Below are 23,853 nucleotides of genomic sequence, written 5' to 3'. Positions count from 1 at the left end.
CTCTGTGCGCTACTGAAACGCGACCTCGGCGAAGCTGCGCAGCTTGCGCGAATGCAGGCGTTCGGATTCCTGCTGCTTGAGCCGCTCCAGCGCCCTGAGACCGATCTCAAGGTGCTGGCCGACGCGCTGGCGGTAGAATTCGCTGGCCATGCCGGCGAGCTTGATCTCGCCATGCAGCGGCTTGTCGGAGACGCACAGCAACGTGCCGTAGGGTACGCGGAAGCGATAGCCGTTGGCGGCGATCGCCGCCGATTCCATGTCGAGGGCGACCGCGCGCGACTGCGACATGCGCCGGATCACCTGCGGCCCGCTGATCTCCCAGTTGCGGTTGTCGACGCTGGCGACCGTGCCGGTGCGCATCAGCCGCTTGAGCTCGAACCCGGTGAGCCCGGTCACCTCGCCGACGGCTTCCTCGAGCGCGACCTGCATTTCCGCAAGCGCCGGGATCGGCACCCAGAGCGGCAGCTCGTGATCGAGCACGTGGTCCTCGCGCACATAGCCGTGGGCGAGCACATAATCGCCAAGCCGCTGCGTGTTGCGTAAGCCAGCGCAGTGCCCGATCATCAGCCAGGCATGCGGCCGCAGCACCGCGACGTGGTCGGTGATGTTGCGCGCATTGGACGGACCGATGCCGATATTGATCAGGGTGATGCCGCGATAGCCGGGCCGGACCAGATGAAAGGCCGGCATCTGCGGGACGCGCTCGGACGGGGTCCCGATGGTGCCGCCGCCGAGCCGTGCATTGTGCGTGATCACATTGCCGGGCGCGACGAAGGCCTCGAGACCGGCCTCGCCCGACGCAAGCCGCTGCTGGGAAAGCTGCACGAAGGCATCGACATAGAACTGGTAGTTCGTGAAGATCACGAAATTCTGGAAGTGCTCCGGGTCGGTGCCGGTGTAGTGGTAGAGCCGGCGCAAGGAGTAATCGACCCGCGCGGCGCGGAACAGCGCCAGGGGCTCCGGCGCGCCTGGCGTCAGCTCAAAGGTGCCGTCGGCGATCGCATCGTCCATCGCGGCGAGATCGGGCGTATCGAAGATGTCGCGCAGCGACCGGGTGAACGCCGAACTATCGGCGATGGTCAGCGCCGCCTCGATATTGATGTCGCGGCGGTAGGCGAAATGGATCGGGATCGGCTCGTTCGACTCGCCGATTTCGACCGCCACGCCATGGTTCTTGATCAGGAGCCCGATCTGCTCGGTGAGATAGGTCCGGAAGATATCGGGCCGCGTGATGCTGGTCTCGTGGATGCCGGGCCCCGCGACGAAACCATAGGCAAGCCGCGAGTCGAGCCGCGCATGTGACGAGGTCGTGATGCTGACGAACGGGTAATGCGCCCGCACCCGCGTCGTGAACGGCACGCCGTTGACATAGGCCTCGAAGCGATTGCGCAGGAAGTCAGTGTTGCGCGCGTAGATCTCTTCGAGGCGGGCAACCGCGGCAGCGGCATCGACGAACGCTTCGGTCGCGATCGGCGGCGGGGTTTGGACGGAAGATGCAGGAGACATGTCGCTTCGCGCCAGATCGGTTGTCGAGCTTGGACTCGCTCTGGATCAGCGCAGTATAGCGACTATGGCATCGAGTTCCAGACGTCGATCACGCCGCAGCGGTGGGCCGCTGCCCGCCGGCCATTCTGCCTACTGAATCCGCGCCAGCACCGCGAGACGGCGGATGCCCTTGTTACGGTAGGCGTCGAGGAACGCGTAATAGTCCTTGAACGAGACGCAGCCGTTTGAGTCGCCGTTCGGGCCGAGCATGAAGGTGTGCGCGAGCAGGCCGTCGCGGTTGAAGATCTTGCCCTCGCCGCCGATCGGATTGAGCCGCAGCGCCGGCACGCCGTGGAACAGCGCCTCGCGCGGCTTGAGCTCGTAAATGTGCGGCGGCGTCACGCCGACCATCTTCAGATGCGAGGACCTGGGGTCGTCGAGCCTGGAGCCGAGGCCCGAATGCGCCTCGAGGCGCGTGCCGTCGGGCAGGTACACGGTCTTGGCTGAGATGTCGTAGACCGCGGTCTGACGGTCATAAGGCGGCGAGCCGCCGAGCATCGGGTTCTGGTCCAACGTCGAGGGGATGCTGCCGGTGACATTGGCGTCGGCCGAGGCGAACGACAGCAGCCCGCCGCCCGACTCCCGCTTGCCCCACAGCTTCTCGACCATGGTCTGCCGCTCGTTCGATGCGATCGACATCACCGCGGCCTTGGCGCGCGCGGCCATGTCACGGACGCCGCCGGATTTCGTCGCCTGCTTGGCTTCGTCAGGTTTCGCCTCGGACGCCTTATCGGCACCCTTGGGCTGAACGTCCGCAGCGGGATCGTTGAGCGCCACCTTCAGATTGGCGGCGGCCTGCTTCTTGGCGGCTTCGACCGACTTCGGCGCCGGCAACGGCTTCGATGTCTCGGCGAGCTCGGCGGAGGCGACCGCCCTCGCCGCTTCGGCGAGCTTGGGCGCAGCGGCCTGCTTGATCGGGTCGATCTGCGGTGCGGCGTCAGCCACGACGCTGGACGCGACGCCTTCGGGCGAGGCGGCCGCAAACCGATCGTTAAACATAAGCGACGATGCCGGCGCTTCCGACTTCGCCACCTCGGTCTTCGCGGGAGCCACCGGTGCCGGCGTCAGGGACGCGAACACCTCGTTGAAGGCAGGCGTCGGTCGCGCAGCAACCGCGACGGGCCGCTTCACCACCGGCGCATCGAACGACGCATTGCCGACGGAGGGATAGACGCTCGCAGCAAAGATGTTGGCGTAGACGGTCCAGGCGCAGCCAAGCACCAGCCCCGCCACCGCGGCGCTGCCGAGGAAATGCTGTGGGAGAATTTTTCGGGAGGATTTCTTGCGGCTTGGCGCCCCAAGAACATACGCACTCGCACTCGTACCCATACGCCCGGCGCTCAAAACAGGTCCACCTTTGTCCCTCACTCGACGCGGGGTCGAACGATGTTCGGCTCAACGTCGCGCGGGGGCTCAGACGGCCATTAAGGCGACTTTTAGTTAAATGCGACTTAACCGGATGCGATCCCCTGCAACGCGGGAAGTGCCTGTGGCGTAGGGCTTTTTTAAGATGACATTGGACCGCCAAAGCGGCTTTTCTGTCCCATGATGGGACATTCCGGCATGCCGCTCCAGCGCGGCATGCCGGGGTGAAACCTAGGGAGAATTTCCTTGCCGATCGCCCCGTAATCACGCGGGGATCGAGCAAAAACCATCTCCTCAATAGGCGAGCTTCGGATACCAGTCCTTGCCGCGCCCTTCAGGCGTCGTGTCGAGCAAGGTCCAGAGCGGATCCATGTCCGGCGCGCCGCGCGGGTCCTGGCCGGGGTCCATCGTGCCTGCGCCCATTTCGCCGGCCCAGAAATGACGGATCGTGCCGTTGTGGCGCGTGAAGACATTGTAGCCCGGCAGGTCGCTGTCATCCTTGTTGACATAGTCGCGCGTGTAATCGCCGGATGCATCCGAGTAGATTCTGTGACGTGTCCAGCCGCGCGCCTTCTTCGCCTCGATCAGCCGTGCGATCGGCGAGCGCGCCACGAACACGAACGACACGCGCCGCTCGATATCGGGCAGCTTCTCCTCCCACGTGCCCATGAACGACGTGCACATCGGACACGGCTTCTCACGCTGCGGGCCGTACATGTAGCTGTAGACGATGAGCGTCGGCTTGTCGCCGAACAGATCGGCGAGCGAGGCCGCGCCGGCCTCGCCGGTGAACTCATAGGGCTTGGTCACCTCGCCGCCCGGCGGCAATGCACGGCGCAGCGCGGCGACGCGCTCGATATGCCGGCGCAGCTCGATCTCTTCGACGAGCAATTCCTGGCGGGCGCGACGATACTCGGCGCTCTCATTGGGAAAGCGCCTGACGTTGGTCGTGGCGAGTTCGGCAGCAGGCTTGAGAACGGAACTGGTCATGTTGGAACCTCGCGTGGTTGACGGGCTGTCTGGAAGACGACCCGGACCCGGACGATCCGACACTTAACGGCGAGGATTTTATTGCAGTTCCGGCGGCGGGGAACGGTCGAGGATCTCGCCCTTCGCACCTTCCAGCAGATCGAGCGCGTAGGTCTCGATGGTCAACGGCCCCCGCATGCGCTTGGCCTCGGCCACCGTTTCGACACGGGCGAAATTGTCGCGCAGCGAGGCCGGCATCGCCTGCTCGACCTCGTGCACATAGAGCAGCTTGCCGGACAGCTGTTCAGGGCTCGGCTCCGGCATGTTGACCCAGCGAATGCGCTGGCCCTGCTGGGCGACGCAGGTGCCCTTGGGGAGATAGAAGGCGAGCCAGCCCGTGGTGCCGTAATCCGCCGCCAGCACGCAGCTCGCGCCGGTCCGCACCCGCGCCGCCTCGATCTCGTCCGCAAGTTCCTGCCAGCCGACACCGACGCTGCGCACGGTGGCGTCGCGGCGGTAACCCGAGAGCAAACCGGTGTTGGCCTGCACGATCAGCAGCGCGAACAGCACGACGCCTGTGGGCGCGGCCCAGCGGCGGCAGAAATCGATCGTGCGCTGCTCGCGCGGCGCCCACTGCACCTGGACTGCCGCGACCGCGGCCGCCACGGCAAACGCGGGATAGACCGGCGCGAACCAGTTGGCCTCGACCCGCGCATGCAATGCGTGCCAGGTGAAGTAGACGACGATGGTCCAGAACATCGTGTTGACCAGGACGCGCGCCTCCATCGCGCCGGCGCGACGCCGGTAGAGCGCGTAGAGGCCCATCACACCGAGGATGAAGACCAATGGCGTTGCGAACGCAAACTGGGTCGGGATCAGCTCGGCGATGTAGGTCGGCCGGAAATCCTCGATCCGCGCGCGGCCCATCTGCTTGATGAACGACACCCAGTGATGGTCGGCATTCCAGCGGATGACCGGACTGAACAGGCCGAGCGCGACCAGACCGCCGAGATAGAGCCAGGGCGAGAGCAACCAGCGCCGCAGCTTCGGCACCACCGCAAGCCAGATCAGGATCGCCGGACCAAAGAACAGCGCCGAGTATTTCGACAGCAGCGCCGCGCCGGCGGCGGCGCCGACCGCAAGCCACCAGGCGCCGCGACCGCTCTCCAGTACCTTTGCGAGCGCGTACAGCAGGAGGCTGGCAGCGACCAGCAGCGGCGCATCCGGCGTCACGATCAGCGTGCCGACGGCGGCCATCAGCGTGACATTGAGCAGGATCGTTGCGCTCGCGGCGATGCGCCGGCCGCCGAACAGGATCCCGGCCCCCCGGTAGATCGCCCAGCTCATCGGCAGTGCGAGCAGGATCGACACCAGCCGCACGCCGAACGGCGTATCGCCCGCGATCAGGGTGCCGAGCCGGATCACGATCGCCACCATCGGCGGATGGTCGTAATAGCCGCCGGCGAGCGACTTCGACCACATCCAGTAATAGGCTTCGTCGAAGGTCAGCGGCGTCCATGCGGCGGCGGCCAGCCGCAACACGACCAGCGCGCACACCGCAAGCGCGGTGTTCCGGGCAAGCCGCGCCTCGTTCGCGTTCATGCCGCCGTCATCGCTTGCGCCAGACGAACAGCCCGGACATCGCGTAGTTCCACACCACGCCCATCAGCGCGCCGGCCGCGCCCGCCAGCCACCAGATCGGCTCCTGGTCGTAGACCGAGAACGCGACGCCGACATTGGCGAGCAGGCCGACGCTGCAGACCAGATAGAACAGCAGCAGGCCGCGCAGGATGCCAAAGCCCTTCAGCCGCTGGTCGCGGTAGGTCAGGAAATTGTTGAGGATGAAGTTGCTGGTCATGGCGACGATCGCACCGGTGGCCTGGGCCTCCGGGAATGGCGCCTTGAACAGTTCGAGCGCGATGAACAGCACGGTGAGGTGCACCACCAGGCCGAGCCCGCCGACGGCTGCGAACAGAATGAAGCGCAGCGAGATCAGATCATTGGTCAGCTTCGCCAGCACCAGGCCGAGGAAGTCGAGCGCGACCATCGAGTCGAGCTTGCTCTCGCCATGCTGGCGCGCACCGAAGGTGTAGGGAATCTCGACCGCGCGCAGCTTGCCCTCCGCCGTCGCCACGACGTCGAGCAGGATCTTGAAGCCTTGCGTGGACAGCTGCGGCGCGAGCTGCTCGAAACGGTCGCGGCGGATCATGAAGAAGCCGCTCATGGGGTCGGCGATCTCGACCTTCAGCGTGCGGCGCGCGATCTCGGTGGCGAACGCGCTGGCGCCGGCGCGCTGCTTGTTGAAGCCGTCGGCCTTGTAGCCCTCGATATAGCGGCTGCCGACCACGAGCTCGGCCTCGCCGCTCTGCAGCAGCGCCACCATCTTCGGCAGCTGGGTCTCGTCATGCTGCAGGTCGGCGTCCATCACCGCGGCATAGGGCGCGCTCGAGGCCAGAATGCCCTCGATGCAGGCGCCGGACAGGCCGCGCCGGCCGATGCGGCGGATGCAGCGCACGCGGGAATCCTTCCGCGCCAGCGCGCGCACCACGTCCCAGGTTCCGTCGGGCGAATTGTCGTCGACGAAGATGACTTCCCAGGACACGTCCTTCAGGGTCGCGTCGAGCCGGCGATACAGCACCGTGACATTGTCACGTTCGTTGAAGGTCGGGACGACCACCGAAAGCTGCGGCAAACTTGCCGCCTGCGATGAGGTTTCGGGGCCCGGCTTGATGGCTTCGCTCATGAGGGCCAGCGTATAGCCGCAGCCTCATCCGCTGCCAAGGCAGGCCGACCCAAACGCGCGCTCGGAAAGCGGGAAAACGGGGCAAAAACCGTTCGGAAATGCCAACGACCACGAACAAGGGGCGCGCGTACATCCGGCGCAGCCAATCAATGTCGTGGTCGTCCCAGCGCCGGAGCCCTGAAGCTCAACGTCGCCGTTGAAGGCTAAATAGGAAGGCGCCAGGCGGTCCGCAAGGGGGCCGTCTGCAAGGGGTCGTCTGCACGGGGTTTTGGCGCGCTAGTTGTTGGGGACTTCCCGGATCACCGGGCCGCGCGGCGCCGGGGCCGCCGGCGCGGCCTCGGCGGCAGGAGCCGCCTGCGGCTGCGCGGCGGACCGGGTCGGGTTGCGGAGCTGGCTCGGCGACGGGCCGTAGATGAACGCCGCCGCCAGCGCGACGGCCGCGACCAGTGCGCCCAAGAAGCCTGCCGTCGATTGTGATCTCATGCCGATGATCCCCTCGCCTGCGCGGATTGATATCAAAAATCGGCCGGCCGCAACAGGATTTGGGAACCTATTTGGCCGCGGCTTTGCGCCGGGTGAAGGCGGTCACGATGTCCTTCTGCGCGAGCTCGATCGCGCGGTTGGCGGTCGTCAGATTCGCATCGGCATCCTGTTTCGGAAATTGCAGCGACAGGAAGTCGATCAGCGAGACCCGGAAGTTCTGCCGCTCCGAGGGACAGACATTGGCGATCAGCGAGGTGAATTCCTGGTCGGACATCGCCTTGTTGCTGTCGCGGGGATATTCGCGGGCGAGACAATTCCAGTAGGCGTCGCGGCCGGTGATCGCGAGCTTGTGCGCATCGTCGACCTCATCGGCCATTGCAGCGGACGATATGGCGGCGGAAGACATGATCAAGAGGGTGGCCGCAACCAGCATGCGCATCTGTTGTTCTCCATTTTGGCGCATCGTAGCGAAGAGCGACAGAGACGATAAGCACTGCCGCGCCGATCTGGCAAACTGGCCAATCACGATTATTTTGACTAGTCTTGCTTCCTGTTCCCTCCCTCACGATGAGTGCAGTCGTGGCCAAAGCTCCCACCAAGGCGACCAAGACCAAGACAGACGCAGGCAACATCTATATCGGCATCGGCGGCTGGACCTTCGAGCCGTGGCGCGGGGTGTTCTATCCGGAGAAGCTCGCGCAAGCGAAGGAGCTGTCCTACGCCGCCTCGAAGCTGACCTCGATCGAGATCAACGGCACCTATTACGGCTCGCAGAAGCCGGAGAGCTTTCGCAAATGGGCCAGCGAAGTGCCCGACGGCTTCATCTTCTCGCTGAAGGGACCGCGCTTCGCCACCAACCGCCGCGTGCTCGCCGAGGCCGGCGATTCGGTGAAGCGGTTCTATGATTCGGGCGTGCTGGAGTTGAAGGACCGGCTCGGGCCGGTGCTCTGGCAGTTCGCGCCGACCAAGAAGTTCGACGGCGCCGATTTCGGCAAGTTCCTCGAGCTGCTGCCGCGCAAGCTCGACGGCCGCGCGCTGCGCCACGTCGTCGAGGTGCGCCATGACAGTTTTTGCGTGCCCGAATTCGTCGCCCTCATTCGCGAGCACGAGGTGCCGGTGGTGTTCGCCGAGCACGGCAAATATCCGGCGATCGCCGACGTCGCGAGCGACTTCGTCTATGCCCGGCTGCAGAAGGGCAATGACGAATTGAAGACCTGCTATCCACCGAAGCAGCTCGACGCCTGGGCCAAGCGGTTTCAGGACTGGGCCGGCGGCGGCGAGCCCGACGACCTGCCGAAGGTCGAGAAGACCGCGCCCAAGAAGGCGCCGCGCGACGTGTTCGCCTATGTGATCCACGAGGGCAAGGTCCGCGCGCCGGCGGGCGCGATGGAATTGATCGACCGGGTGAAGTGAGGGAGAACCGATGGCGAAAGCGAAAAGGCTGTTCACCATCGGCTACGAGCAGACGCCGTCGAAAGCGGTGCTCGACGAGCTCCAGCACGCCGGCGTCAAGCTGCTGGTCGACGTCCGCGCGATCGCCTCCTCGCGCCGGCCCGGGTTCTCCAAGACCCAGCTCGCCGCGGGCCTCGACGAGCGCGGCATCGCCTACGTCCACCTGCGCGGCCTCGGCACGCCGAAGAGCGGACGGGAGGCGGCGCGCAGCGGGCAGTATGCGCTGCTGCACAAGATCTATTCGGCGCACCTGAAGACGGCGCAGGCCAAGGAGGAGCTCGACGAGCTGTCGGCACTGGTCAAGCAGTCCGGCCCGGTCTGCATCCTCTGCTACGAGCGCGACCACGAACACTGTCACCGTCGCTGGATCGCCGAGATCATCGAGGAGCGCGACGGCGTCAGGATCGAGAACCTGGTCGCGCCGCAGGTCTAGCCTGCCTCGCCCGGAACGTTCAGCGTTCCCTCCATCATCTTCACGCAGCCGCCGCCGACATGCACCGAATTGATCGCGCCGGCCTGCTTGCGCACCCGCGTCAGCAACAGGCTCGGCCGGCCCATGTCGACACCCTGCCCGATCCGCAGCCGCAATTCGCCGTCGCGCGCGGGATCGATGTCGGCGAGCAGCGCCGCGCACGCCGCGGTCGCGCTGCCGGTCGCGGGATCCTCGGACAGGCCGCTGGCGCCCGGATGGAACATGCGCGCCTGCAGGTCGAGCGGCTGCTCGCTCGCGGGCACGTCGCTTGTGTAGAAATAGACGACGTCGCGGCCGATCTCGGCCAGCGTCCTGGCGAACGCCGCAGCATCCGGCCGGGCGCGCCTCAGCGCCTCGCGCGAGGCGATCTCCACCACCAGGAACGGCAGCCCGACCGAGACGACCTGCGGGGCGTGCCGATCGGTCTTCACATCAGCCGCCGTCAGCGACAGGCACGCGGCAGCCGCGGCCGCGCTCACCTCGTTGGTCCGCTGCAACGCCTGCGGCGCCGTCAGCTCGGCCCCGACCACATTGCCGCCATCGGACAGGATCTCGACCGGCACGAGGCCCGCCTTCTCCTCGAACCTCAAGCGCGCCGGCGCCTTCGCGGCCCGGCTCGCCAGCACGAAGGCGGTGCCGACATTGGGATGGCCGGCGAACGGAATTTCCGAGCGCACCGTGAAGATGCGAACCTGGGCGTCGTTGGCCTTGTCCTGCGGCGGCAGCACGAAGGTCGTCTCGGAATAGTTGAACTCGGTCGCGATCGCCTGCATCTCTTCGGTCGACAGCCCCCCGGCGTCGAGCACCACGGCGAGCGGGTTGCCGCCGAAGGCGCGGTCGGTGAAAACGTCGACGGTGATATAGCGCCGCTGCATCTTGCTTGTCCTTGTGCTCCGGTCACCCGCGACCGATGACGTCATCGTAGCACAGCCCTGGCGATGCCCTTCAGAGCACTCGGTGCAATCGCGGGCAAGTCACATGCAGGCAGCTTCGCACGGTTTGAGGAGACATCGATCACCGCCTCGGATCATGCGCGTGCTGCCGCCTACCCCAACTGCCAGACGTGCACCGGGTGCTCGTAGCCGCGCACCGGAATCTCGCCGCGCGAGACGGCGTCGCTGCAATCGTCGCCGAGCGCCTCGCGCACGGCGGAGGAAATCAAAAACTGCGAGCCGAGCTCCTTGTTGAGCGCCTCGAGCCGCGCGGCAAAATTCACGGTGTCGCCGATCACGGTGTATTCCTTGCGCCGGGGCGAGCCGATATTGCCGGCGACGACCTCGCCGATGTGGATGCCGATGCCGATGCGTAGCGGCCAGCTCGTCGCTGCGTTGGTGCGCTCGTTCGCCGCGAGCATTTCACGCGCGGCGGCGACCGCCTGATGCGCGGCGTCGCCGGTCTCAAACGGCGCACCGAACAGCGCGAGAAAGCCGTCGCCCAAGAACTTGTTCACGATGCCGCCATGGCGATCGAGGATATCGACCAGCACGGCAAAGGCGCCGTCGAGCCTGTCCACCACCTCCTGCGGTGAGCGGGTGCGCGCGCCGGCCGTGAAGCTGCGGAAATCCACGAACATCACGGCGACGCGCCGGATGTCGCTCCCGGTGCCGGCGCCCTCGGTCATCAGACGTTCGACCACCTGCGGCGAGACGTGCTGGCCGAACAGATTGGTGATGCGATCGCGCGCGGTGGCGGCCGCGATGCTGGCCGCGAACTGCCGGCGCAGCTGCATGCCGACCGCGCCGGCCAGCACGCCGCAGATCAGGATGATCGCGCTGCGCGCGGCGTGATAGTAGATGCTGGTCTCGGCCGCGCCGCCGCCCGAGGGATGGAAGAACACCGCCATGTAGAACAACTCGGCCGCCGCGACGAAGCCGGTGAAGGTCGAGAGCCAGAAGTCGAGCCGCAGCGTCGACAGGATGATGAAGACGAAATAGATCAGCGGCGCCACGAAGCCGAGCGCCTCCTGCGGCCCCATGCTGTTGATGTGCAGCGCCAGCACGACGGTCGGCAGCGACGTCTCGACCAGCACGCCGATGTAGCGCCGGATCACCGGCAGGTCGCGCCCCTTGCGCATGTGCCAGCTGATCGCCCCGTGCACCCAGAACTCGAACAGGATCAGCGGAATTGTGACGTAGAAGACGTAGACGGGGCTGAGGTTGCCGTGCCAGACGCGGCTGACCGCGTCGGGCGCGAAGAAATACACCAGCAGACTGATCGCCGCGAGGGTAGCGGCGGTGCCGATCAGCACCTTGATGCGGAGCAGCTCGGTGGTCATCACCTCGCGCATCAGGGCGTGATGGAAGTCCGTCGCGACCGCCGTGCTTGCCTTGTCTGGAAATTCCGTCAATCCCTCACTCCCGTCATTCCAACGCGCGAAGCGAACCCGGAAGCCCGAGATTCTATGGTACGCAATTGCGTACCATAGTTCGCCTCCTCGAGGCGCCCCGGAATGACGCTCAATAACAGCCATACTAGCCTCAATCGAGCGTGCGGCGGAAGCGCGTCACCGCGATCGTCATGGCGAACAGCATCAGGGCGATCAATGCGGCGGTGTCGTATTGCAGGTTCTGCATCGCCGCCCCCTTCAGCATGATGGCCCGGACGATGCGCACGAAATGGGTCAGCGGCAGCCCCTCGCCGATATATTGCGCCCAGACCGGCATGCCCGCGAACGGAAACATGAAGCCGGACAGCAGGATGCTCGGCAGGAAGAACATCATCGAGAGCTGCATCGCCTGCAGCTGGTTCTGCACAATGGTCGAGAAGGTGTAGCCGATCGACAGATTGGTGGTGATGAACAGCGTGGTGAGCAGCGCCAGCAGCGTGAGGCTGCCGAGGACCGGCACGCCGAACAGCAAAATGCCAATGGCGATGATCAGCGTGGCCTGAATGAAGCCGACCAGCACATAGGGGATGATCTTGCCGAACATCACCTCGACCGGCTTGATCGGCATCGACAGCAGGCTCTCCATGGTGCCGCGCTCGATTTCGCGCGTCACCGAGAGCGCGGTGAAGATCAGCATGGTCATGGTCAGGATGGTGCCGACCAGGCCGGGCACGATGTTGAGGCGCGAGTCCGCCGCCGGGTTGTAGCGGGCGTGGGCGCGGATCTCGAACGGCATGTCCGGGGGATCGCCGACGTGCAGATCATGCGCCAGCGCCGATTGCACCAGCGGCCCGAGTGCGCCGAGCGCCGAGCCCGACGCGACCGGGTCGGTGGCATCGGCCGCGACCAGCAGCGCCGGTCTGTCACCGCGCCGCACCGCGCGCTCGAAGCCGCGCGGGATCTCGACGCCGAACAGCACCTTGCCGGATTGCAGCAGCTCGTCGAATTCCTCGACGGTGTGGACCTCGCGGACAAAATGGAAATAGGCGGTGTTCTCCATCGCCTTCAGGATCGAACGGCCGAGATCGCTGTCCTCCTGGGTCAGCACCGCGGTCGGCAGATTGCGCGGCGTGGTGTTGATGGCATAGCCGAACAACGTCAGCTGCATCACCGGCAGCATGATGATCATGGCGAACGAGACGCGGTCGCGGCGAAGCTGGATGAACTCCTTGACCAGCATCGCGTAGCTGCGCCGCCAGAAGCCGAATGCCGGCTCCCTCGCCTCGCTGTTCTGGATCGTTTCCGTTGCGCTCATCGGACCCTATCCCTGAAAGTTGTCTTTGGAGCGCCCCATCAGGTCGATGAAGACGTCTTCGAGCGACGGCTCGCTGGCCTGCCATTGCCACTTCGAATTGTCCCGATAGGGCGCGATCGCGGCCTCGAGCGCCGCCTTGTCGCGGCCGGAGACATGCAGGCTGGTGCCGAACGGCGCCACCATGTCGACGCCGGGCTTGTCCGTGAGCTCGGCCATCAGGCCGTTGAAATCCTCGCCCGTCACCGTCCAGGTCGACAGCGCGGACGCAGCGATCACCTCGTCCACCGTGCCGTGCGCCAAGAGATGGCCGTAGGCGATGTAGGCGATCTCGTGACAGCGCTCGGCCTCGTCCATGTAATGGGTCGAGACCAGCACGGTGAGGCCTTCGGCGGCGAGCGCGTGGATCTCGTTCCAGAAATCGCGCCGTGCTTTCGGATCAACGCCGGCGGTCGGCTCGTCCAGCAACAGCAATTGCGGATTGGGCAACGTACAGGCGCCGAGCGCCAGCCGCTGCTTCCAGCCGCCGGAAAGGTTGGCGGCGAGTTGCTCCTCGCGGCCCTTCAGCCCGATCCGCGCGATCATGTCGGCCGCGGCGCCGCGCGCGTCCGGCATGCCATAGAGCCGCGCCACGAATTCCAGATTCTCGCGCACCGAAAGATCCTGGTAGAGGCTGAAGCGCTGCGTCATGTAGCCGACCTTGCGCTTGATCTTGTCGGCATCGCGCCGGATGTCGTAGCCGAGGCAGGTGCCCTCGCCGCTGTCGGGCGTCAGCAGGCCGCACAGGATGCGGATGGTCGTGGTCTTGCCGCTGCCGTTCGGACCGAGGAAGCCGTAGATCGAGCCGCGCTTGACCTGCATCGACAGGTCATGGACCACCTCGCGGCCGCCAAACGACTTGGTCAGTCCCTTCACATCGATGGCGATGGAGGATGCGTTCGACCGCGCGCTGGTGGAGCCGCCGTTCATCTGCGCTCCGCCACCGGCGTCTTGGGGTTGAGATAGATACTGATCGGCTGACCGACGCGCAGCACATCGGGCCGGCTCGGCCGCGCCTGGATCAGATAGACCAGCTTGTTGCGCTCATCGAGGCTGTAGATGACCGGCGGCGTGTACTCCGCCGTGGTGGCGATGAAGTAGATCTTTGCCGTGAGGTCGGCGGCACAATTGTCGCAGGTCACCCTCACCTCGTCGCCGAGCGCGAGCTTCGGCAGCTCGGCCTCCGGCACGAAGAAGCGCAGCTTCATGTTGCCGGGTGGCATGATCGACAGCACCGGGCGCTGCGCCTGCACCATCTCGCCCTCGCGGAAATAGATCTGCTGGATCGAGCCCGCGATCGGCGCAAAGCCCTTGCGACGGTCGAGCCGGGTCTGCGAGGTATTGACCCGCGCCTCCGCGACGCGCAGCGCCGAGACCGCGGAATCCAGATTGGCCTGGGTGCCGGCGCCGGTACCGCGCAGCGAGGCCGCGCGGTCATAGCTCTGCCGCGCGTTGGCGAGGGTCGCGTTATTCTGGTTGAGATCGGCGCGCTGCAGGTCGTCGTCGACCGAATAAAGCAGATCGCCGGGCTTGACCTCGTCGCCCTCGCGCACGTTGAGCTTGATGACGCGGCCGGATTCATCGGGGCTGACGAAGATCATGTCGGCCTCGACCCAGCCCTGGAAGCCGGGATCGCGCTTCTCCTGGCAACCGGCCAGCGCCGCCGCCAGCGCGGCTGCTGTCACGAGCTTCATCATGCGCGAGACGGTCATGGCTTGCTCCGTTCGCCGAAGATCAGATCGAGATGAACCTTGAACATCGCGAGGGCATCGAGCGGCGCGTGCCGGGCAAACAGGCTCTGCCAGATCACCGCGACGATCGCGGGCGCCACGACGAGCTGGGGAAACTGAGCGAGCTGGCGCTGCCTGATCTCGCCGCGCGTGATCGCGAGCTGGATCAGCGCCTGCATCGCGGCCATCCCCTTCGACACCACCTCGCGGAAATAGAAGTCGGCGATCGCCGGGAAGCGCGGCCCTTCGGAGACGATCAGGCGGATGATGTCGCCGCGTCGGGTGGACACGACCTCGCGGATGAAGGTCTCGGCGAATCTCTCCACCGCATCGCGCACCGGGCCGGTGATGGTCGGCGGCGCGGCCATGCGATTGACCAAGGGCACGACTGCGGTGCGGATCAGCTCCTCGAACATCGATTCCTTGTCCTTGAAGTACAGATAGAGCGTGCCCTTGGCGACGCCCGCCCGCTTGGCGACATCGTCGAGCCGCGTCGCGGCAAAGCCGCGCGCGATGAACTCGTCCATCGCCGCCTCGACGATCGCAGCGCGTCGCTCCGCCGATTTCTCGGCGCGGTTCGCGGCGGGCTTCGGCTCAAGCAGCTTCGCCGAGGCCACCTTCGGGATCCTCGCCGCGGCAGCCCGGATCGTGGTGGTCCGGCGCTTGGCAAGCCGGGAGCGGATCGTTTCTTCGGTGCGCTTTGTCATGACCATAATATGACTGACCAGTCAGTCATTGTCAATGCGTTCAGAGAAAACGTCTGCCGGCCGGAAGCGTTCCTGTCGGCCTTCGCGGCTCACTAAGGGTGCGCCTGGGTTCGCGATCTCGCGGCGCAAATGCCCGAGTTTGCTGCCTATTTCCGTCCCTCGGGAGAACAGATGGCGCAGGGAAAATCGATTGCCGATCGCACCCGCGGGCCCTGTGCAACAAGAAGGCGCTGGGGTGGCACCGCAGGTGTAACCGGAGCAATCCGGCCTTCCCTGCGCTATGCGCTACGGCTCACTTCGTGCTCTCCCCGGCAAGATCGGGGGGATTTTGATACAAGCGATCGGCTGGGGGAAACACCTATGAGCGATTGGTTACACAACCTTTCTGTGCCGTGGATGGCCTTCATCGTCTTCGGCTTCACCTATCTTGTTGCCATACTGATTTTCGCAGGCGTTGCGATCCTGTCGACCAAGGAGCGCGCAACGTCGTTCAAATCGATCTCGCCCGGCATGTTGCCGGTGCTCGGCATCCTTTTCGGCCTGTTTGTCGCGTTCACCGCGGCACAGGTCTGGAGTGACAGCGATCGCGCCACCGCGGCGGTGAGCCGCGAAGCCAGTTCGCTGCGGGCGGTCATCCTGCTCGCCGGCGGCCTGCCGCCGGAGCAGGAGGCGCGCCTGCGCGGCCTCGTTCGCGACTACGTCGAGGAAACGGTCGCCGTGGAATGGCCGATGATGGCGCGCCAGGCTGCATCGCTCAAGGCAGCGCCTCCCGCGCTGACCGCGGCGTTGCGGCTTGTCGTGTCAACGCCCGCGCAAAACCCGGGCCAGCAGACGACGCAGCACGAGATCATCACCAATCTGAATTCGGCACTCGATGCGCGACGACAACGGATCATCGTCAGCCAGACGGAGGTCGACTCGATCAAGTGGTGGTGCCTCTACCTTCAGGCCATCTGCGAGCTATTGGTCATTGCCCTTGTTCACTGCGACAACCGGTTGGGATCCGCCATCGCGATGGGCCTGTTCGCGACCGGCGTGGCAACATCCGTTCTGCTAATTGCCGCGCACGATCGACCATTCACCGGTCAGATATCGATTGCGCCGACGCCGTTGCTGCAAATCATGCCGGACAAGGAGGCGAGCCGATAAGCGCCGGACCGCACTACGCTCGCTGTCCGCTACGTGTGAAACTTCAGGCCGTCGAGAATCTTGTCGACCACCTTGCGCTCGGCGCGAATGGCGAGGCCGACCAGATTGAGCTCGCTGCGCGCGACCGCCTTCACCACCTCGCGGTTGGCGGCGTCATGCGTGGTCTTGAACATGTCCTCGGTGTAAAGCGCCGGCTGCACGTTGCGCGCCAGCGCGCGCTCCAGCGCCCGCGACAGCGCGGGCCCGTCGGCGCCGTAGATCAGGATCGGCTGGCCGATCAGGGAGAGATATCTGGTCCCCGAGCCGTCCTCGTAATTCTCGCCGATGCATTCGGGAAAGGAAGCGGCGATGCCGCCGGCAAGAAACGACGCCACGTTGAGCTTCTGCCAGACTTCCAGGTCGGTGCGGATCACGACCGCGATCTTGGTGTCGAACTGCATGGCGATAAATCTATCCGCAGGTTGACGACAAACGCCAGTTCTGACCGCGCATCCCTCATCTGCCCGTCAGGCGCTGACGTTAGTTTCTTAAGCAACCCACGGGCGGCCCCTGCCCGCTGAAGGGCGACGTCGCGGCTGGCGAAGCTGATATCGCTGCGGCGAAGAAGCTCACCCCACACGTCGACCGCTAGCCGTGCGGCGCCGCAAAGACCTAAGGCCCGTGCCGGGACGGAAAGCGATAGTCAGGTCCTGCGCCGCGTAGTAGGCTTCGGGCGTTCGATTACCATCAGCATATTTCAGGGCATTGCATCATGATCAGCAACGCCGATGTTGTTGTTATTGGTTCGGGCGGATTGGGCGCGGCCACAGCCTACTACTTGAGCAAGCGTGGAGGTCTCAGCGTCGCCCTTGTCGACAAGCATGAGATCGGATCGCAAACCTCGCCCCGCGCGGCAGGCATGGTGAGTTGCGCGCGCAAGAGCGACCTGATGATCGGCCTCATCAAGGACGCATGTCGCAAGATCGAGACGTTCACGGAAGAAACCGGCCAGCCGCTCGACTGGGTGCATTCGGGCAGCCTGAAGGTTGCGCGCCGGCCGCAGGACGCCGAAGTGATCGAGGACGACTTCGAGCGCGGACGCCGCACCGGCCTCGATGTCGAGCTGATCTCTCCGGAAGAGGCGAGCGGTCTCAATCCGTTCTTGCAGCCGGCGGGTGTCGTCGCAGCGATGCGGATCGGCGACGACCGGTATTTCGACCCGGCGCAGGTTGCCGTCGGATTCGCCAAAGCCGCCGCGGCCAACAGTGCAACCTTGCTGCCGAAGACCGACGTGCGCGCCGTCAACATCGTCGGCGGCACCGTGATCGGCGTGACCACGGCGAACGGCGTCATAGAGTGTCCGGTTGTCGTCGATGCGGCCGGCGCGTGGACCCGGCAGGTCGCGGAGGCGAGCGGGATTCGCGTGCCGCTGGTGCCGACCCGGCAGCAATTGATCGTCACCGAGCCTTTGGATGGCGCGCGTGCCGACTTGCCGATGATCCGCATCATGGATGCCGCGGTGTATGCCCGCCCGTGTCAGGGCGGCTTCCTGTGGGGTGTCTACGAGGAAACGCCGCGCTTCTTCGATATGCAATCGCTTGGGGCCGGCTTCGACGTCAAGGACATGCCGCTCGACATCGGCGTGCTTCATGCAGCCGCCGATGAGGTCAAGGACCAGCTCCCGTTCCTGCAAACCGCCAAGGTGCGGGAGTTTCGCGGCGGCATTCCGACGATGACCGCCGACGGCCATCATATTCTTGGCCCGGCCGCCGGCATGACCGGCTTCTATTTTGCGAGCGGATGCAACGTCGCCGGTCTGTCGATCTCGCCGACCGTCGGCGAGGCGCTCGCGGCCTGGATCGTAGACGGCGAGCCGCCCGTCGATCTATCGCCGATGTCGGTCATGCGTTTCAAAGACCAATCGTGGTCTGAAGACCAGTTGGAGCGCGACGCCGCCTGGCAGTACCGACACTTCTACGGCGCCGTCTGAGCGCGGCTCGGACTGAGGGCTATCAGCGCGCCTTGCCAGCCAGGCGGATCTTGCGGATCGGCGGCCGCCCTACCCCTTGGCGTCGCAGGCCCAGGCGCGGATCACGCATTCCTTGCCGCCATAGTCGTAGCACTTCTTGGTCGCGGCATTGAGCGAGCTCGAAATCTTCGGCGCCACGGCATAGCCATGGGCGCCGCAGGGATTTTTCATGTCGATCGAGAGCGCGGCGCAGGCCCGCTTCATGGTCACGGTGGTGCAATCGCCTTTGCACTGCTTCAGCGCCGCGGCGCGCGCCGCGCCTTCCGCCGGATAGTCGTAGGCCTGGCCGTAGGCTCCGCACTTGCCGACCGCGAACGCGCCGGCCGCGCGCGCCTTGGGCACGAAGGTTTCCACCGAGAAACGCGTGGCGCCGAGCAGCAACGTTAGAACAAGAATCGTCAGCGCGCGACGCTGCGCGGCGGCGGTCGAAATGATCAAGCGGAAATCCCCCAAAGTCCGGCGCGGACTCTACGCAGGGGTCGTTTCCAGATGGTGAATGACGGGTTGAGGGCGACGCTGCTCCATCCACTCGTCGTCCCGGCGAAAGCCGGGACCCATAACCACTGATGGTGATGATTGCGCGAGGCTCTGGCCACTGTCCCACCAACAACAACGATTGGTGGTAATGGGTCCCGGCCTTCGCCGGGACGACGCGGATAGTGTTTAACTCCGCCTTGCCGCTTCCAGCGCCTGCGGCGTGTCGATGTCGAGGAAGGCGCTGTTGCCTTCGACCGGGACCTCGGCGACCACCTCGGCATGCTTGGTGATCAAGTGACGCGCGCCGATGTCGCCGTCGAGCGTCATCAGCTCCTTGAAGAAGCGCCTTGACCACAGCACCGGATTGCCGCGGCGGCCCTCGCTGACCGGGACCGCGATCAGATGGCCGCGGTCGGGCGCGAAGGTCTCGATCAAACGGTCGATCAGCTTCGCATCGATCAGCGGCATGTCGCCGAGGCAAACGATCGCGCCATCGACGCTGTCGGACACCGCCGCAATGCCCGCCTTGACCGAGCTGGCGAGGCCGCCGGCAAAATCCGGGTTGCGGACGAACTTGACCTTGAGGCCATCGAGCGCCTGCTCGACCAGGTCGGCTTGATGCCCGGTGACGACGATCACCTCGGAAGCCTTCGACGCCAGCGCCTGCTCGGCGACGATGCGCGCGAGCTTCTTGCCGTCGAGCTCGGCGAGCAGCTTGTTCGGACCGCCCATCCGGGTCGAGCGGCCGGCGGCAAGCACGATTGCGGCGACGTTGCGGTTGCCTTCGGTGTCCGGCACGGTGCGCGGCTGCGGCCGGGTCACAATCTCCATCAGGAGACCACCGACTCCCATGCCGGTGAGATCCGACCGCTTCACCTTGATGCCGGCGAGCAGCCGCATCAAGACCCAGTCAAAGCCGTTCTCGACCGGTGAGCGCGCGCAGCCCGGCGCGCCCAAGACCGGCACGCCGCTCGCGCTGCCGATCAGCAGCAGATTGCCCGGATCGACCGGCATGCCGAAATGCTCGACCGCGCCGCCGATCTCGGTGATCGCAGCGGGAATGACATCGCGGCGGTCGGCGATCGCGGACGCGCCGAACACGATGACGAGCTCGGCGCCCAGCTCCAGCAATTCCTTGATCGAGGCTGCGAGCACCGTCTCGTCATGCGGTACGCGGCGCTCGGCGATGATGGTGGCGCCGGCCGGCGCGAGGCGTTCGGCGGTGACGCGCAGCGTCTTGTCGATCACCTTCGGCGCAAGACCCGGCAGCAGCGTCGAGACCACGCCGACCTTCCGGATCACGTAGGGCGCGATCCGCAGCGTATCCTTGCCGGCGACCGCGACGGCGGCATCGCGTAAGCGCCCCTCGACGCCGAACGGGATCAGCTTGACGGTCGCGATCATCTCGCCTTCGACCACCGGCTTGAACGCGGCGAGGGTCGCGAAGGTGATGGCCTCGTCGACGTCGTTGATGCGGTCGACCGCGGCGCGATCGATCACCAGCACGCCGGGGCGCGCCGCGAACAGATTGGCGCGGCCGGTGAAGGCGCGCTCGACATTGACGCCCTCGCCCGCCACCGCCTGCGCGATGCTGGCGGCCGCGGCGTCCTCGGAAACGTCGCCCTCGTCGAGCCGCACCACGACGATCTCGTCGACGCCGGCCTTGGTCAGCGCCTCGACCTCGGCGGGGCCGATCGTGGTGCCCTTCTTGAGCACCAGCGCACCCTGGCGGAGGGTATGAACGGTGACGCCGCCAATCGCGTCGGCCGGACTGGCGGGACCGAATTTCATGCCGCTTCTTCTTTCTGTTTGGGAGGCAGGCGCAGCTGCGCGGTGATCTCGGCCATGATCGCGACCGCGATCTCCGACGGCGACACCGCGCCGATATCGAGGCCGATCGGCGCGTGGATGCGCGCGATGTCGCTGTCCCTGGCGCCCTGCGCACGCAGCCGCTCGGCACGCTTGGCGTGGGTCTTCCGCGAGCCGAGCGCGCCGATATAGAAGCAGTCCCGGTCGAACGCATGCAGCAGCGCCGGATCGTCGATCTTCGGATCATGCGTCACCGCGACGAACGCCGTGTAGTGATCGACGTTGAGCGGCGGCAGCGCGACGTCGGGCCATTCGGCGACCAGCGGCACATCGGGGAAACGCTCCGGGCTCGCAAACGCGGTGCGCGGATCGACCACCGTGACGTCATAGTCGAGCGAGCGCGCCAGCGGCGCAAGGGCCTGGCTGATATGGACCGCGCCGATGATCACGAGCTTTGCGATCGGCGCGTAGACGTTGAGGAACAACTTCTTGGTGCCGACCTCGACATTGCCGCTCTTGCCCATCCGCAGCTGCTTTGCGAGCTCGGCGCGCAGCGGATCGGCGGCGATGTCCGCGGCCTTGACCAGGCGCTGCTCGCCATTGGCGGTGTCGGTGACGATGATCACCGGGCGGCGCGCGGCGCGCTCGGCGTTCAGCTCTTTCAGGATCTCGAGTTTCACGGCTAACCGACCTTCTCGACGAACACGCGGATGGTGCCGCCGCAGGACAGGCCGACATTCCAGGCCGTCTCGTCGGCGACGCCGAATTCGAGCATTTTTGGCTGGCCGCTCGCGATGACGTCGAGCGCTTCCGTCACGACCGCGCCCTCGACGCAGCCGCCGGAGACCGAGCCGAGGAAGGTGCCGTCGTCATTGATGACGAGGCTCGAGCCGGCCGGGCGCGGCGCCGAGCCCCAGGTCTCGACCACGGTGGCAAGCGCCACGCCATGGCCCTCTTTCTGCCAGGTCTCGGCGGCCTGCAGGATGTCTTCGTCGCGGTTCAGCATGGCGGCCTCCTGTGAAATCGGATGCTTCTTAGGCTACAGAGCGGATCAGGCTGCGGTGGTGCGCCGGCGGCGGGGATGACAGCGCCCCGATCAAGCCCTTGATGGACGTCAAGTTATGCACCGGGCGAAATTCGTCAACGTGGGGCAACATCATTTTGATGCCCTGCGCCTTGGCCTCGAAGCCGGAGTAGCGCAGCAGCGGATTGAGCCAGATCAGGCGGCGGCAGGAACGGTGCAATCGGTCCATCTCGAAGGCCAGTTTGGCATCAGCCTCCCGTTCTAGTCCATCGGATATAAGGAGGACGATGGCGCCCTGCCCCAGCACCCGGCGGGCCCAGTGCTGGTTGAAGCTGTGCAGCGAGGTCGCGATCCGCGTCCCGCCGGCCCAGTCCTCGACCGAGGACGAGCAGCTCGCCAGCGCCTCGTCGGGGTCACGGGCCCGTAACGCCCGCGTCACATTGGTCAGGCGGGTGCCGAACAGGAACACCGAGACCCGCTTGCGGGCGTCGGTGATGGCATGCAGGAAATGCAGGAACAGGCGGGTGTACTCGCTCATCGAGCCCGAGATATCGAGCAGCGCCACGATCGGCGCCGGCTTCTCGATCCGGCCGAGCTTTCTGATATCGATGATCTCGCCGCCGGTGCGCAGCGAGTTGCGCACGGTGCGGCGCATGTCGAGCCGCAAGCCGCGCGCGTCCGGCTGGTAGCGGCGGGTCACGAGCTCGGCCTGCGGCAGCCGCATCTTGGCGATCTCGCGCGTCACCTCGGCGATCTCCGCCGCGGTCATCTGCGCGAAATCCTTCTTCTGCAGCACCTCCTTGTCGGAGACCGAGAGCTTGAGCTCCTGCTCCTGGGCCTGCGGCCGCTCCTCGCTCTTCGCCGGCTGCGCCATCGCCTCCTGGACCCGGCGCGAGGCCGGCGGCGGCTTCTTCCTGGCGTGGTCGGGCAGCGGGACGGAATCCAGCATGCTCTTCCACTCCTCGGCGGCGCGGAAGAACAGCATAAAGGCCTGGCGGAAGATCAGCGCATGCTCATGGCGCTTGACGAAGATCGCTTCCAGCGTGGCGTAGAAGTCACCGCGATGCCCGACCTCGATCAGCTGCAGCGCGTCGAGCGCGTCGATCACCGAGCCCGGCCCGACCGGCAGCCCGGCCGCCCGCAGCGCGCGGGCAAAGCCGATCAAGTTGTCGGCCATGTGGCCGGTCGGAGGCGCGAGGTGGTTGATCGCCATCGTGATCCATTTCCCGTCGTTCCGGGGCGCGAGCGAACCCGGAACCTCGAGATTCCGGGTTCGATGCTGACGCATCGCCCCGGAATGACGGACGTTGTTATGACGCGCGACTTACGTCTCGCTCGTCGCTTCCTTCAATGTCTTCTGCAGCGCATCGCCCTGCATGCGCGCGATGTCGTCCTGATACTTCAAGAGCGCGCCCAGGGTGTCGCCGACGACCTGCGGGGTCAGCGAGCGGGCGTCGAGCTCGGACAGCGCGGTGGCCCAGTCGATGGTCTCGGCAACGCCCGGCGACTTGTAGAAATCCTGGTTGCGCAGCGCCTGCACGAAGCGGACGACCTGCTGCGACAGCTTTGCGGAAATGTTCGGCACCCGCGACTTGACGATCGCGAGTTCGCGCTCGGCGGAGGGATAATCCACCCAGTGATAGAGGCAGCGCCGCTTCAGCGCGTCATGAATCTCGCGCGTGCGGTTCGAGGTGATGATCACGATCGGCGGCGCCGGCGCCTTCACGGTGCCGAGCTCGGGGATCGTGACCTGGAAGTCGCTGAGGATTTCCAGCAGATACGCCTCGAACGCCTCGTCGGCGCGGTCGAGCTCGTCGATCAAGAGCACCGGCGGCCCCGCGACGTCGGGCTCGAGCGCCTGCAGCAGCGGCCTCTTGATCAGGAAGCGCTCAGCGAAAATGTCGCTGGCGAGCTGGTCGCGATCGGTATCGCCGGAAGCCTCCGCAAGGCGGATCGCGATCATCTGCGCCGCACTGCTCCACTCGTAGACGGCGGAGGCGACGTCGAGGCCTTCATAGCATTGCAGGCGGATCAGCTTGCGCCCGAGCGCCGCCGACAACACTTTTGCGATCTCGGTCTTGCCGACGCCGGCTTCGCCTTCGAGGAACAGCGGCCGGCCCATCCGCAGCGCGAGATAGGTCACGGTTGCGAGCGACCGCTCGGCGAGATAGCCGCGCGAGGTCAAGAAATCCTCGAGCGCATCGACGGAAGTGGGTAACGCCGATGCACTCATGGAACAGCCA

The 23,853-nt window shown here is 65.9% G+C and carries 24 protein-coding genes; 4 read left to right on the top strand and 20 right to left on the bottom strand.

Annotated features, from left to right (window positions below; translation table 11 throughout):
• Window positions 1–9: 9 nt before the first annotated feature.
• The 7 genes from AC1VNY_RS03755 to AC1VNY_RS03725 form a co-directional block, all read right to left on the bottom strand.
• A complete protein-coding gene (locus tag AC1VNY_RS03755; protein ID WP_482404137.1) occupies window positions 10–1,506 on the bottom strand; it encodes an AMP nucleosidase in 1,497 nt (498 codons plus the stop codon).
• 129 nt (window positions 1,507–1,635) lie between these two features.
• The gene (locus AC1VNY_RS03750) at window positions 1,636–2,778 is read right to left on the bottom strand and encodes a DUF2778 domain-containing protein (RefSeq protein ID WP_482404136.1); all 1,143 of its coding nucleotides are present in this window, start codon (window positions 2,776–2,778) and stop codon (window positions 1,636–1,638) included.
• A 426-nt stretch (window positions 2,779–3,204) separates the two neighbouring features.
• Window positions 3,205–3,900, bottom strand: a complete 696-nt coding sequence (locus AC1VNY_RS03745; RefSeq protein ID WP_482404135.1) for a DUF899 family protein — start codon at window positions 3,898–3,900, stop codon at window positions 3,205–3,207.
• A gap of 78 nt (window positions 3,901–3,978) precedes the next feature.
• A complete protein-coding gene (locus tag AC1VNY_RS03740) occupies window positions 3,979–5,481 on the bottom strand; it encodes a glycosyltransferase family 39 protein (RefSeq protein WP_482404134.1) in 1,503 nt (500 codons plus the stop codon).
• A 7-nt stretch (window positions 5,482–5,488) separates the two neighbouring features.
• On the bottom strand, window positions 5,489–6,622 hold the full coding sequence (locus AC1VNY_RS03735) for a glycosyltransferase (RefSeq protein ID WP_482404133.1): 1,134 nt from the start codon (window positions 6,620–6,622) through the stop codon (window positions 5,489–5,491).
• Window positions 6,623–6,898: 276 nt separating this feature from the next.
• Window positions 6,899–7,105, bottom strand: coding sequence for a hypothetical protein (locus tag AC1VNY_RS03730; RefSeq protein ID WP_057018442.1), 207 nt, complete (start codon window positions 7,103–7,105; stop codon window positions 6,899–6,901).
• A 67-nt stretch (window positions 7,106–7,172) separates the two neighbouring features.
• Complete coding sequence (locus AC1VNY_RS03725) at window positions 7,173–7,544, bottom strand: hypothetical protein (RefSeq protein ID WP_482404132.1); 372 nt, start codon at window positions 7,542–7,544, stop codon at window positions 7,173–7,175.
• Window positions 7,545–7,684: 140 nt separating this feature from the next.
• Here AC1VNY_RS03725 and AC1VNY_RS03720 point away from each other — a divergent pair, with 140 nt between their 5' ends.
• Together AC1VNY_RS03720 and AC1VNY_RS03715 are read left to right on the top strand one after the other, a co-directional pair.
• Entirely contained in the window at window positions 7,685–8,518 is an 834-nt protein-coding gene (locus AC1VNY_RS03720) for a DUF72 domain-containing protein (protein WP_482404131.1), read from the top strand.
• Between the two features lie 10 nt (window positions 8,519–8,528).
• Window positions 8,529–8,990 (top strand): DUF488 domain-containing protein, encoded by a 462-nt coding sequence (locus AC1VNY_RS03715; RefSeq protein ID WP_028339941.1) that lies wholly within the window; start codon window positions 8,529–8,531, stop codon window positions 8,988–8,990.
• Here the strand turns inward: AC1VNY_RS03715 and AC1VNY_RS03710 are convergent.
• The 6 genes from AC1VNY_RS03710 to AC1VNY_RS03685 all read right to left on the bottom strand — a co-directional run bounded on the left by AC1VNY_RS03710 (window position 8,987) and on the right by AC1VNY_RS03685 (window position 15,149).
• Window positions 8,987–9,904, bottom strand: a complete 918-nt coding sequence (locus AC1VNY_RS03710) for a PhzF family phenazine biosynthesis protein (RefSeq protein ID WP_482404130.1) — start codon at window positions 9,902–9,904, stop codon at window positions 8,987–8,989. The two genes, AC1VNY_RS03715 and AC1VNY_RS03710, sit on opposite strands and share 4 nt — an antisense overlap.
• 170 nt (window positions 9,905–10,074) lie before the next feature.
• Window positions 10,075–11,316: an adenylate/guanylate cyclase domain-containing protein gene (locus AC1VNY_RS03705; protein WP_482404147.1), complete on the bottom strand. Its 1,242-nt coding sequence runs from the start codon at window positions 11,314–11,316 to the stop codon at window positions 10,075–10,077.
• Between the two features lie 190 nt (window positions 11,317–11,506).
• Window positions 11,507–12,670: an ABC transporter permease gene (locus tag AC1VNY_RS03700; protein ID WP_482404129.1), complete on the bottom strand. Its 1,164-nt coding sequence runs from the start codon at window positions 12,668–12,670 to the stop codon at window positions 11,507–11,509.
• Between the two features lie 6 nt (window positions 12,671–12,676).
• The gene (locus AC1VNY_RS03695) at window positions 12,677–13,636 is read right to left on the bottom strand and encodes an ABC transporter ATP-binding protein (protein WP_038388293.1); all 960 of its coding nucleotides are present in this window, start codon (window positions 13,634–13,636) and stop codon (window positions 12,677–12,679) included.
• Window positions 13,633–14,418 (bottom strand): HlyD family secretion protein, encoded by a 786-nt coding sequence (locus tag AC1VNY_RS03690; protein WP_482404128.1) that lies wholly within the window; start codon window positions 14,416–14,418, stop codon window positions 13,633–13,635. Before AC1VNY_RS03690 ends, AC1VNY_RS03695 begins: the two co-directional genes overlap by 4 nt.
• On the bottom strand, window positions 14,415–15,149 hold the full coding sequence (locus AC1VNY_RS03685) for a TetR/AcrR family transcriptional regulator (protein ID WP_482404127.1): 735 nt from the start codon (window positions 15,147–15,149) through the stop codon (window positions 14,415–14,417). Before AC1VNY_RS03685 ends, AC1VNY_RS03690 begins: the two co-directional genes overlap by 4 nt.
• A 165-nt stretch (window positions 15,150–15,314) precedes the next feature.
• Between AC1VNY_RS03685 and AC1VNY_RS03680 the strand changes: the two genes are divergently transcribed.
• Window positions 15,315–16,292 carry a bestrophin-like domain gene (locus tag AC1VNY_RS03680; RefSeq protein ID WP_482404126.1) on the top strand — a complete coding sequence of 326 codons (978 nt, stop codon included), beginning with the start codon at window positions 15,315–15,317 and terminating at the stop codon, window positions 16,290–16,292.
• Between the two features lie 29 nt (window positions 16,293–16,321).
• On the opposite strand, the gene AC1VNY_RS03675 is transcribed toward AC1VNY_RS03680, so the two are convergent.
• On the bottom strand, window positions 16,322–16,732 hold the full coding sequence (locus AC1VNY_RS03675; RefSeq protein WP_304496026.1) for a DUF2000 family protein: 411 nt from the start codon (window positions 16,730–16,732) through the stop codon (window positions 16,322–16,324).
• Window positions 16,733–17,043: 311 nt separating this feature from the next.
• Between AC1VNY_RS03675 and AC1VNY_RS03670 the strand changes: the two genes are divergently transcribed.
• The gene (locus AC1VNY_RS03670) at window positions 17,044–18,261 is read left to right on the top strand and encodes an NAD(P)/FAD-dependent oxidoreductase (RefSeq protein WP_482404125.1); all 1,218 of its coding nucleotides are present in this window, start codon (window positions 17,044–17,046) and stop codon (window positions 18,259–18,261) included.
• Between the two features lie 69 nt (window positions 18,262–18,330).
• Here the strand turns inward: AC1VNY_RS03670 and AC1VNY_RS03665 are convergent, their stop codons facing one another.
• The 6 genes from AC1VNY_RS03665 to AC1VNY_RS03640 form a co-directional block, all read right to left on the bottom strand.
• Window positions 18,331–18,681: a DUF4189 domain-containing protein gene (locus AC1VNY_RS03665; protein WP_420888210.1), complete on the bottom strand. Its 351-nt coding sequence runs from the start codon at window positions 18,679–18,681 to the stop codon at window positions 18,331–18,333.
• A 282-nt stretch (window positions 18,682–18,963) separates the two neighbouring features.
• Window positions 18,964–20,568, bottom strand: coding sequence for an NTP transferase domain-containing protein (locus AC1VNY_RS03660; protein WP_482404124.1), 1,605 nt, complete (start codon window positions 20,566–20,568; stop codon window positions 18,964–18,966).
• On the bottom strand, window positions 20,565–21,266 hold the full coding sequence (locus tag AC1VNY_RS03655) for an XdhC family protein (RefSeq protein WP_482404123.1): 702 nt from the start codon (window positions 21,264–21,266) through the stop codon (window positions 20,565–20,567). Before AC1VNY_RS03655 ends, AC1VNY_RS03660 begins: the two co-directional genes overlap by 4 nt.
• A gap of 2 nt (window positions 21,267–21,268) precedes the next feature.
• Window positions 21,269–21,592 (bottom strand): XdhC family protein, encoded by a 324-nt coding sequence (locus tag AC1VNY_RS03650; protein WP_018272401.1) that lies wholly within the window; start codon window positions 21,590–21,592, stop codon window positions 21,269–21,271.
• Window positions 21,593–21,620: 28 nt separating this feature from the next.
• Entirely contained in the window at window positions 21,621–22,823 is a 1,203-nt protein-coding gene (locus tag AC1VNY_RS03645; RefSeq protein WP_482404122.1) for a vWA domain-containing protein, read from the bottom strand.
• Window positions 22,824–22,934: 111 nt separating this feature from the next.
• Window positions 22,935–23,843, bottom strand: coding sequence for an AAA family ATPase (locus AC1VNY_RS03640; RefSeq protein WP_482404121.1), 909 nt, complete (start codon window positions 23,841–23,843; stop codon window positions 22,935–22,937).
• Window positions 23,844–23,853: the final 10 nt, after the last annotated feature.

This window comes from Bradyrhizobium ferriligni (genome assembly GCF_056837965.1).
This window is presented reverse-complemented; position numbering and strand designations above follow the sequence as displayed.

What these genes read in the sequence shown, in the direction of transcription:
- AC1VNY_RS03755 (WP_482404137.1), bottom strand. Translation starts at nt 1,506, where the DNA reads ATGTCTCCTGCATCTTCCGTCCAAACCCCGCCGCCGATCGCGACCGAA.
- AC1VNY_RS03745 (WP_482404135.1), bottom strand. Translation starts at nt 3,900, where the DNA reads ATGACCAGTTCCGTTCTCAAGCCTGCTGCCGAACTCGCCACGACCAAC.
- AC1VNY_RS03740 (WP_482404134.1), bottom strand. Translation starts at nt 5,481, where the DNA reads ATGAACGCGAACGAGGCGCGGCTTGCCCGGAACACCGCGCTTGCGGTG.
- AC1VNY_RS03735 (WP_482404133.1), bottom strand. Translation starts at nt 6,622, where the DNA reads ATGAGCGAAGCCATCAAGCCGGGCCCCGAAACCTCATCGCAGGCGGCA.
- AC1VNY_RS03730 (WP_057018442.1), bottom strand. Translation starts at nt 7,105, where the DNA reads ATGAGATCACAATCGACGGCAGGCTTCTTGGGCGCACTGGTCGCGGCC.
- AC1VNY_RS03725 (WP_482404132.1), bottom strand. Translation starts at nt 7,544, where the DNA reads ATGCGCATGCTGGTTGCGGCCACCCTCTTGATCATGTCTTCCGCCGCC.
- AC1VNY_RS03715 (WP_028339941.1), top strand. Translation starts at nt 8,529, where the DNA reads ATGGCGAAAGCGAAAAGGCTGTTCACCATCGGCTACGAGCAGACGCCG.
- AC1VNY_RS03710 (WP_482404130.1), bottom strand. Translation starts at nt 9,904, where the DNA reads ATGCAGCGGCGCTATATCACCGTCGACGTTTTCACCGACCGCGCCTTC.
- AC1VNY_RS03705 (WP_482404147.1), bottom strand. Translation starts at nt 11,316, where the DNA reads ATGCGCGAGGTGATGACCACCGAGCTGCTCCGCATCAAGGTGCTGATC.
- AC1VNY_RS03700 (WP_482404129.1), bottom strand. Translation starts at nt 12,670, where the DNA reads ATGAGCGCAACGGAAACGATCCAGAACAGCGAGGCGAGGGAGCCGGCA.
- AC1VNY_RS03695 (WP_038388293.1), bottom strand. Translation starts at nt 13,636, where the DNA reads ATGAACGGCGGCTCCACCAGCGCGCGGTCGAACGCATCCTCCATCGCC.
- AC1VNY_RS03690 (WP_482404128.1), bottom strand. Translation starts at nt 14,418, where the DNA reads ATGACCGTCTCGCGCATGATGAAGCTCGTGACAGCAGCCGCGCTGGCG.
- AC1VNY_RS03685 (WP_482404127.1), bottom strand. Translation starts at nt 15,149, where the DNA reads ATGGTCATGACAAAGCGCACCGAAGAAACGATCCGCTCCCGGCTTGCC.
- AC1VNY_RS03680 (WP_482404126.1), top strand. Translation starts at nt 15,315, where the DNA reads ATGGCGCAGGGAAAATCGATTGCCGATCGCACCCGCGGGCCCTGTGCA.
- AC1VNY_RS03675 (WP_304496026.1), bottom strand. Translation starts at nt 16,732, where the DNA reads ATGCAGTTCGACACCAAGATCGCGGTCGTGATCCGCACCGACCTGGAA.
- AC1VNY_RS03670 (WP_482404125.1), top strand. Translation starts at nt 17,044, where the DNA reads ATGATCAGCAACGCCGATGTTGTTGTTATTGGTTCGGGCGGATTGGGC.
- AC1VNY_RS03660 (WP_482404124.1), bottom strand. Translation starts at nt 20,568, where the DNA reads ATGAAATTCGGTCCCGCCAGTCCGGCCGACGCGATTGGCGGCGTCACC.
- AC1VNY_RS03650 (WP_018272401.1), bottom strand. Translation starts at nt 21,592, where the DNA reads ATGCTGAACCGCGACGAAGACATCCTGCAGGCCGCCGAGACCTGGCAG.
- AC1VNY_RS03645 (WP_482404122.1), bottom strand. Translation starts at nt 22,823, where the DNA reads ATGGCGATCAACCACCTCGCGCCTCCGACCGGCCACATGGCCGACAAC.
- AC1VNY_RS03640 (WP_482404121.1), bottom strand. Translation starts at nt 23,843, where the DNA reads ATGAGTGCATCGGCGTTACCCACTTCCGTCGATGCGCTCGAGGATTTC.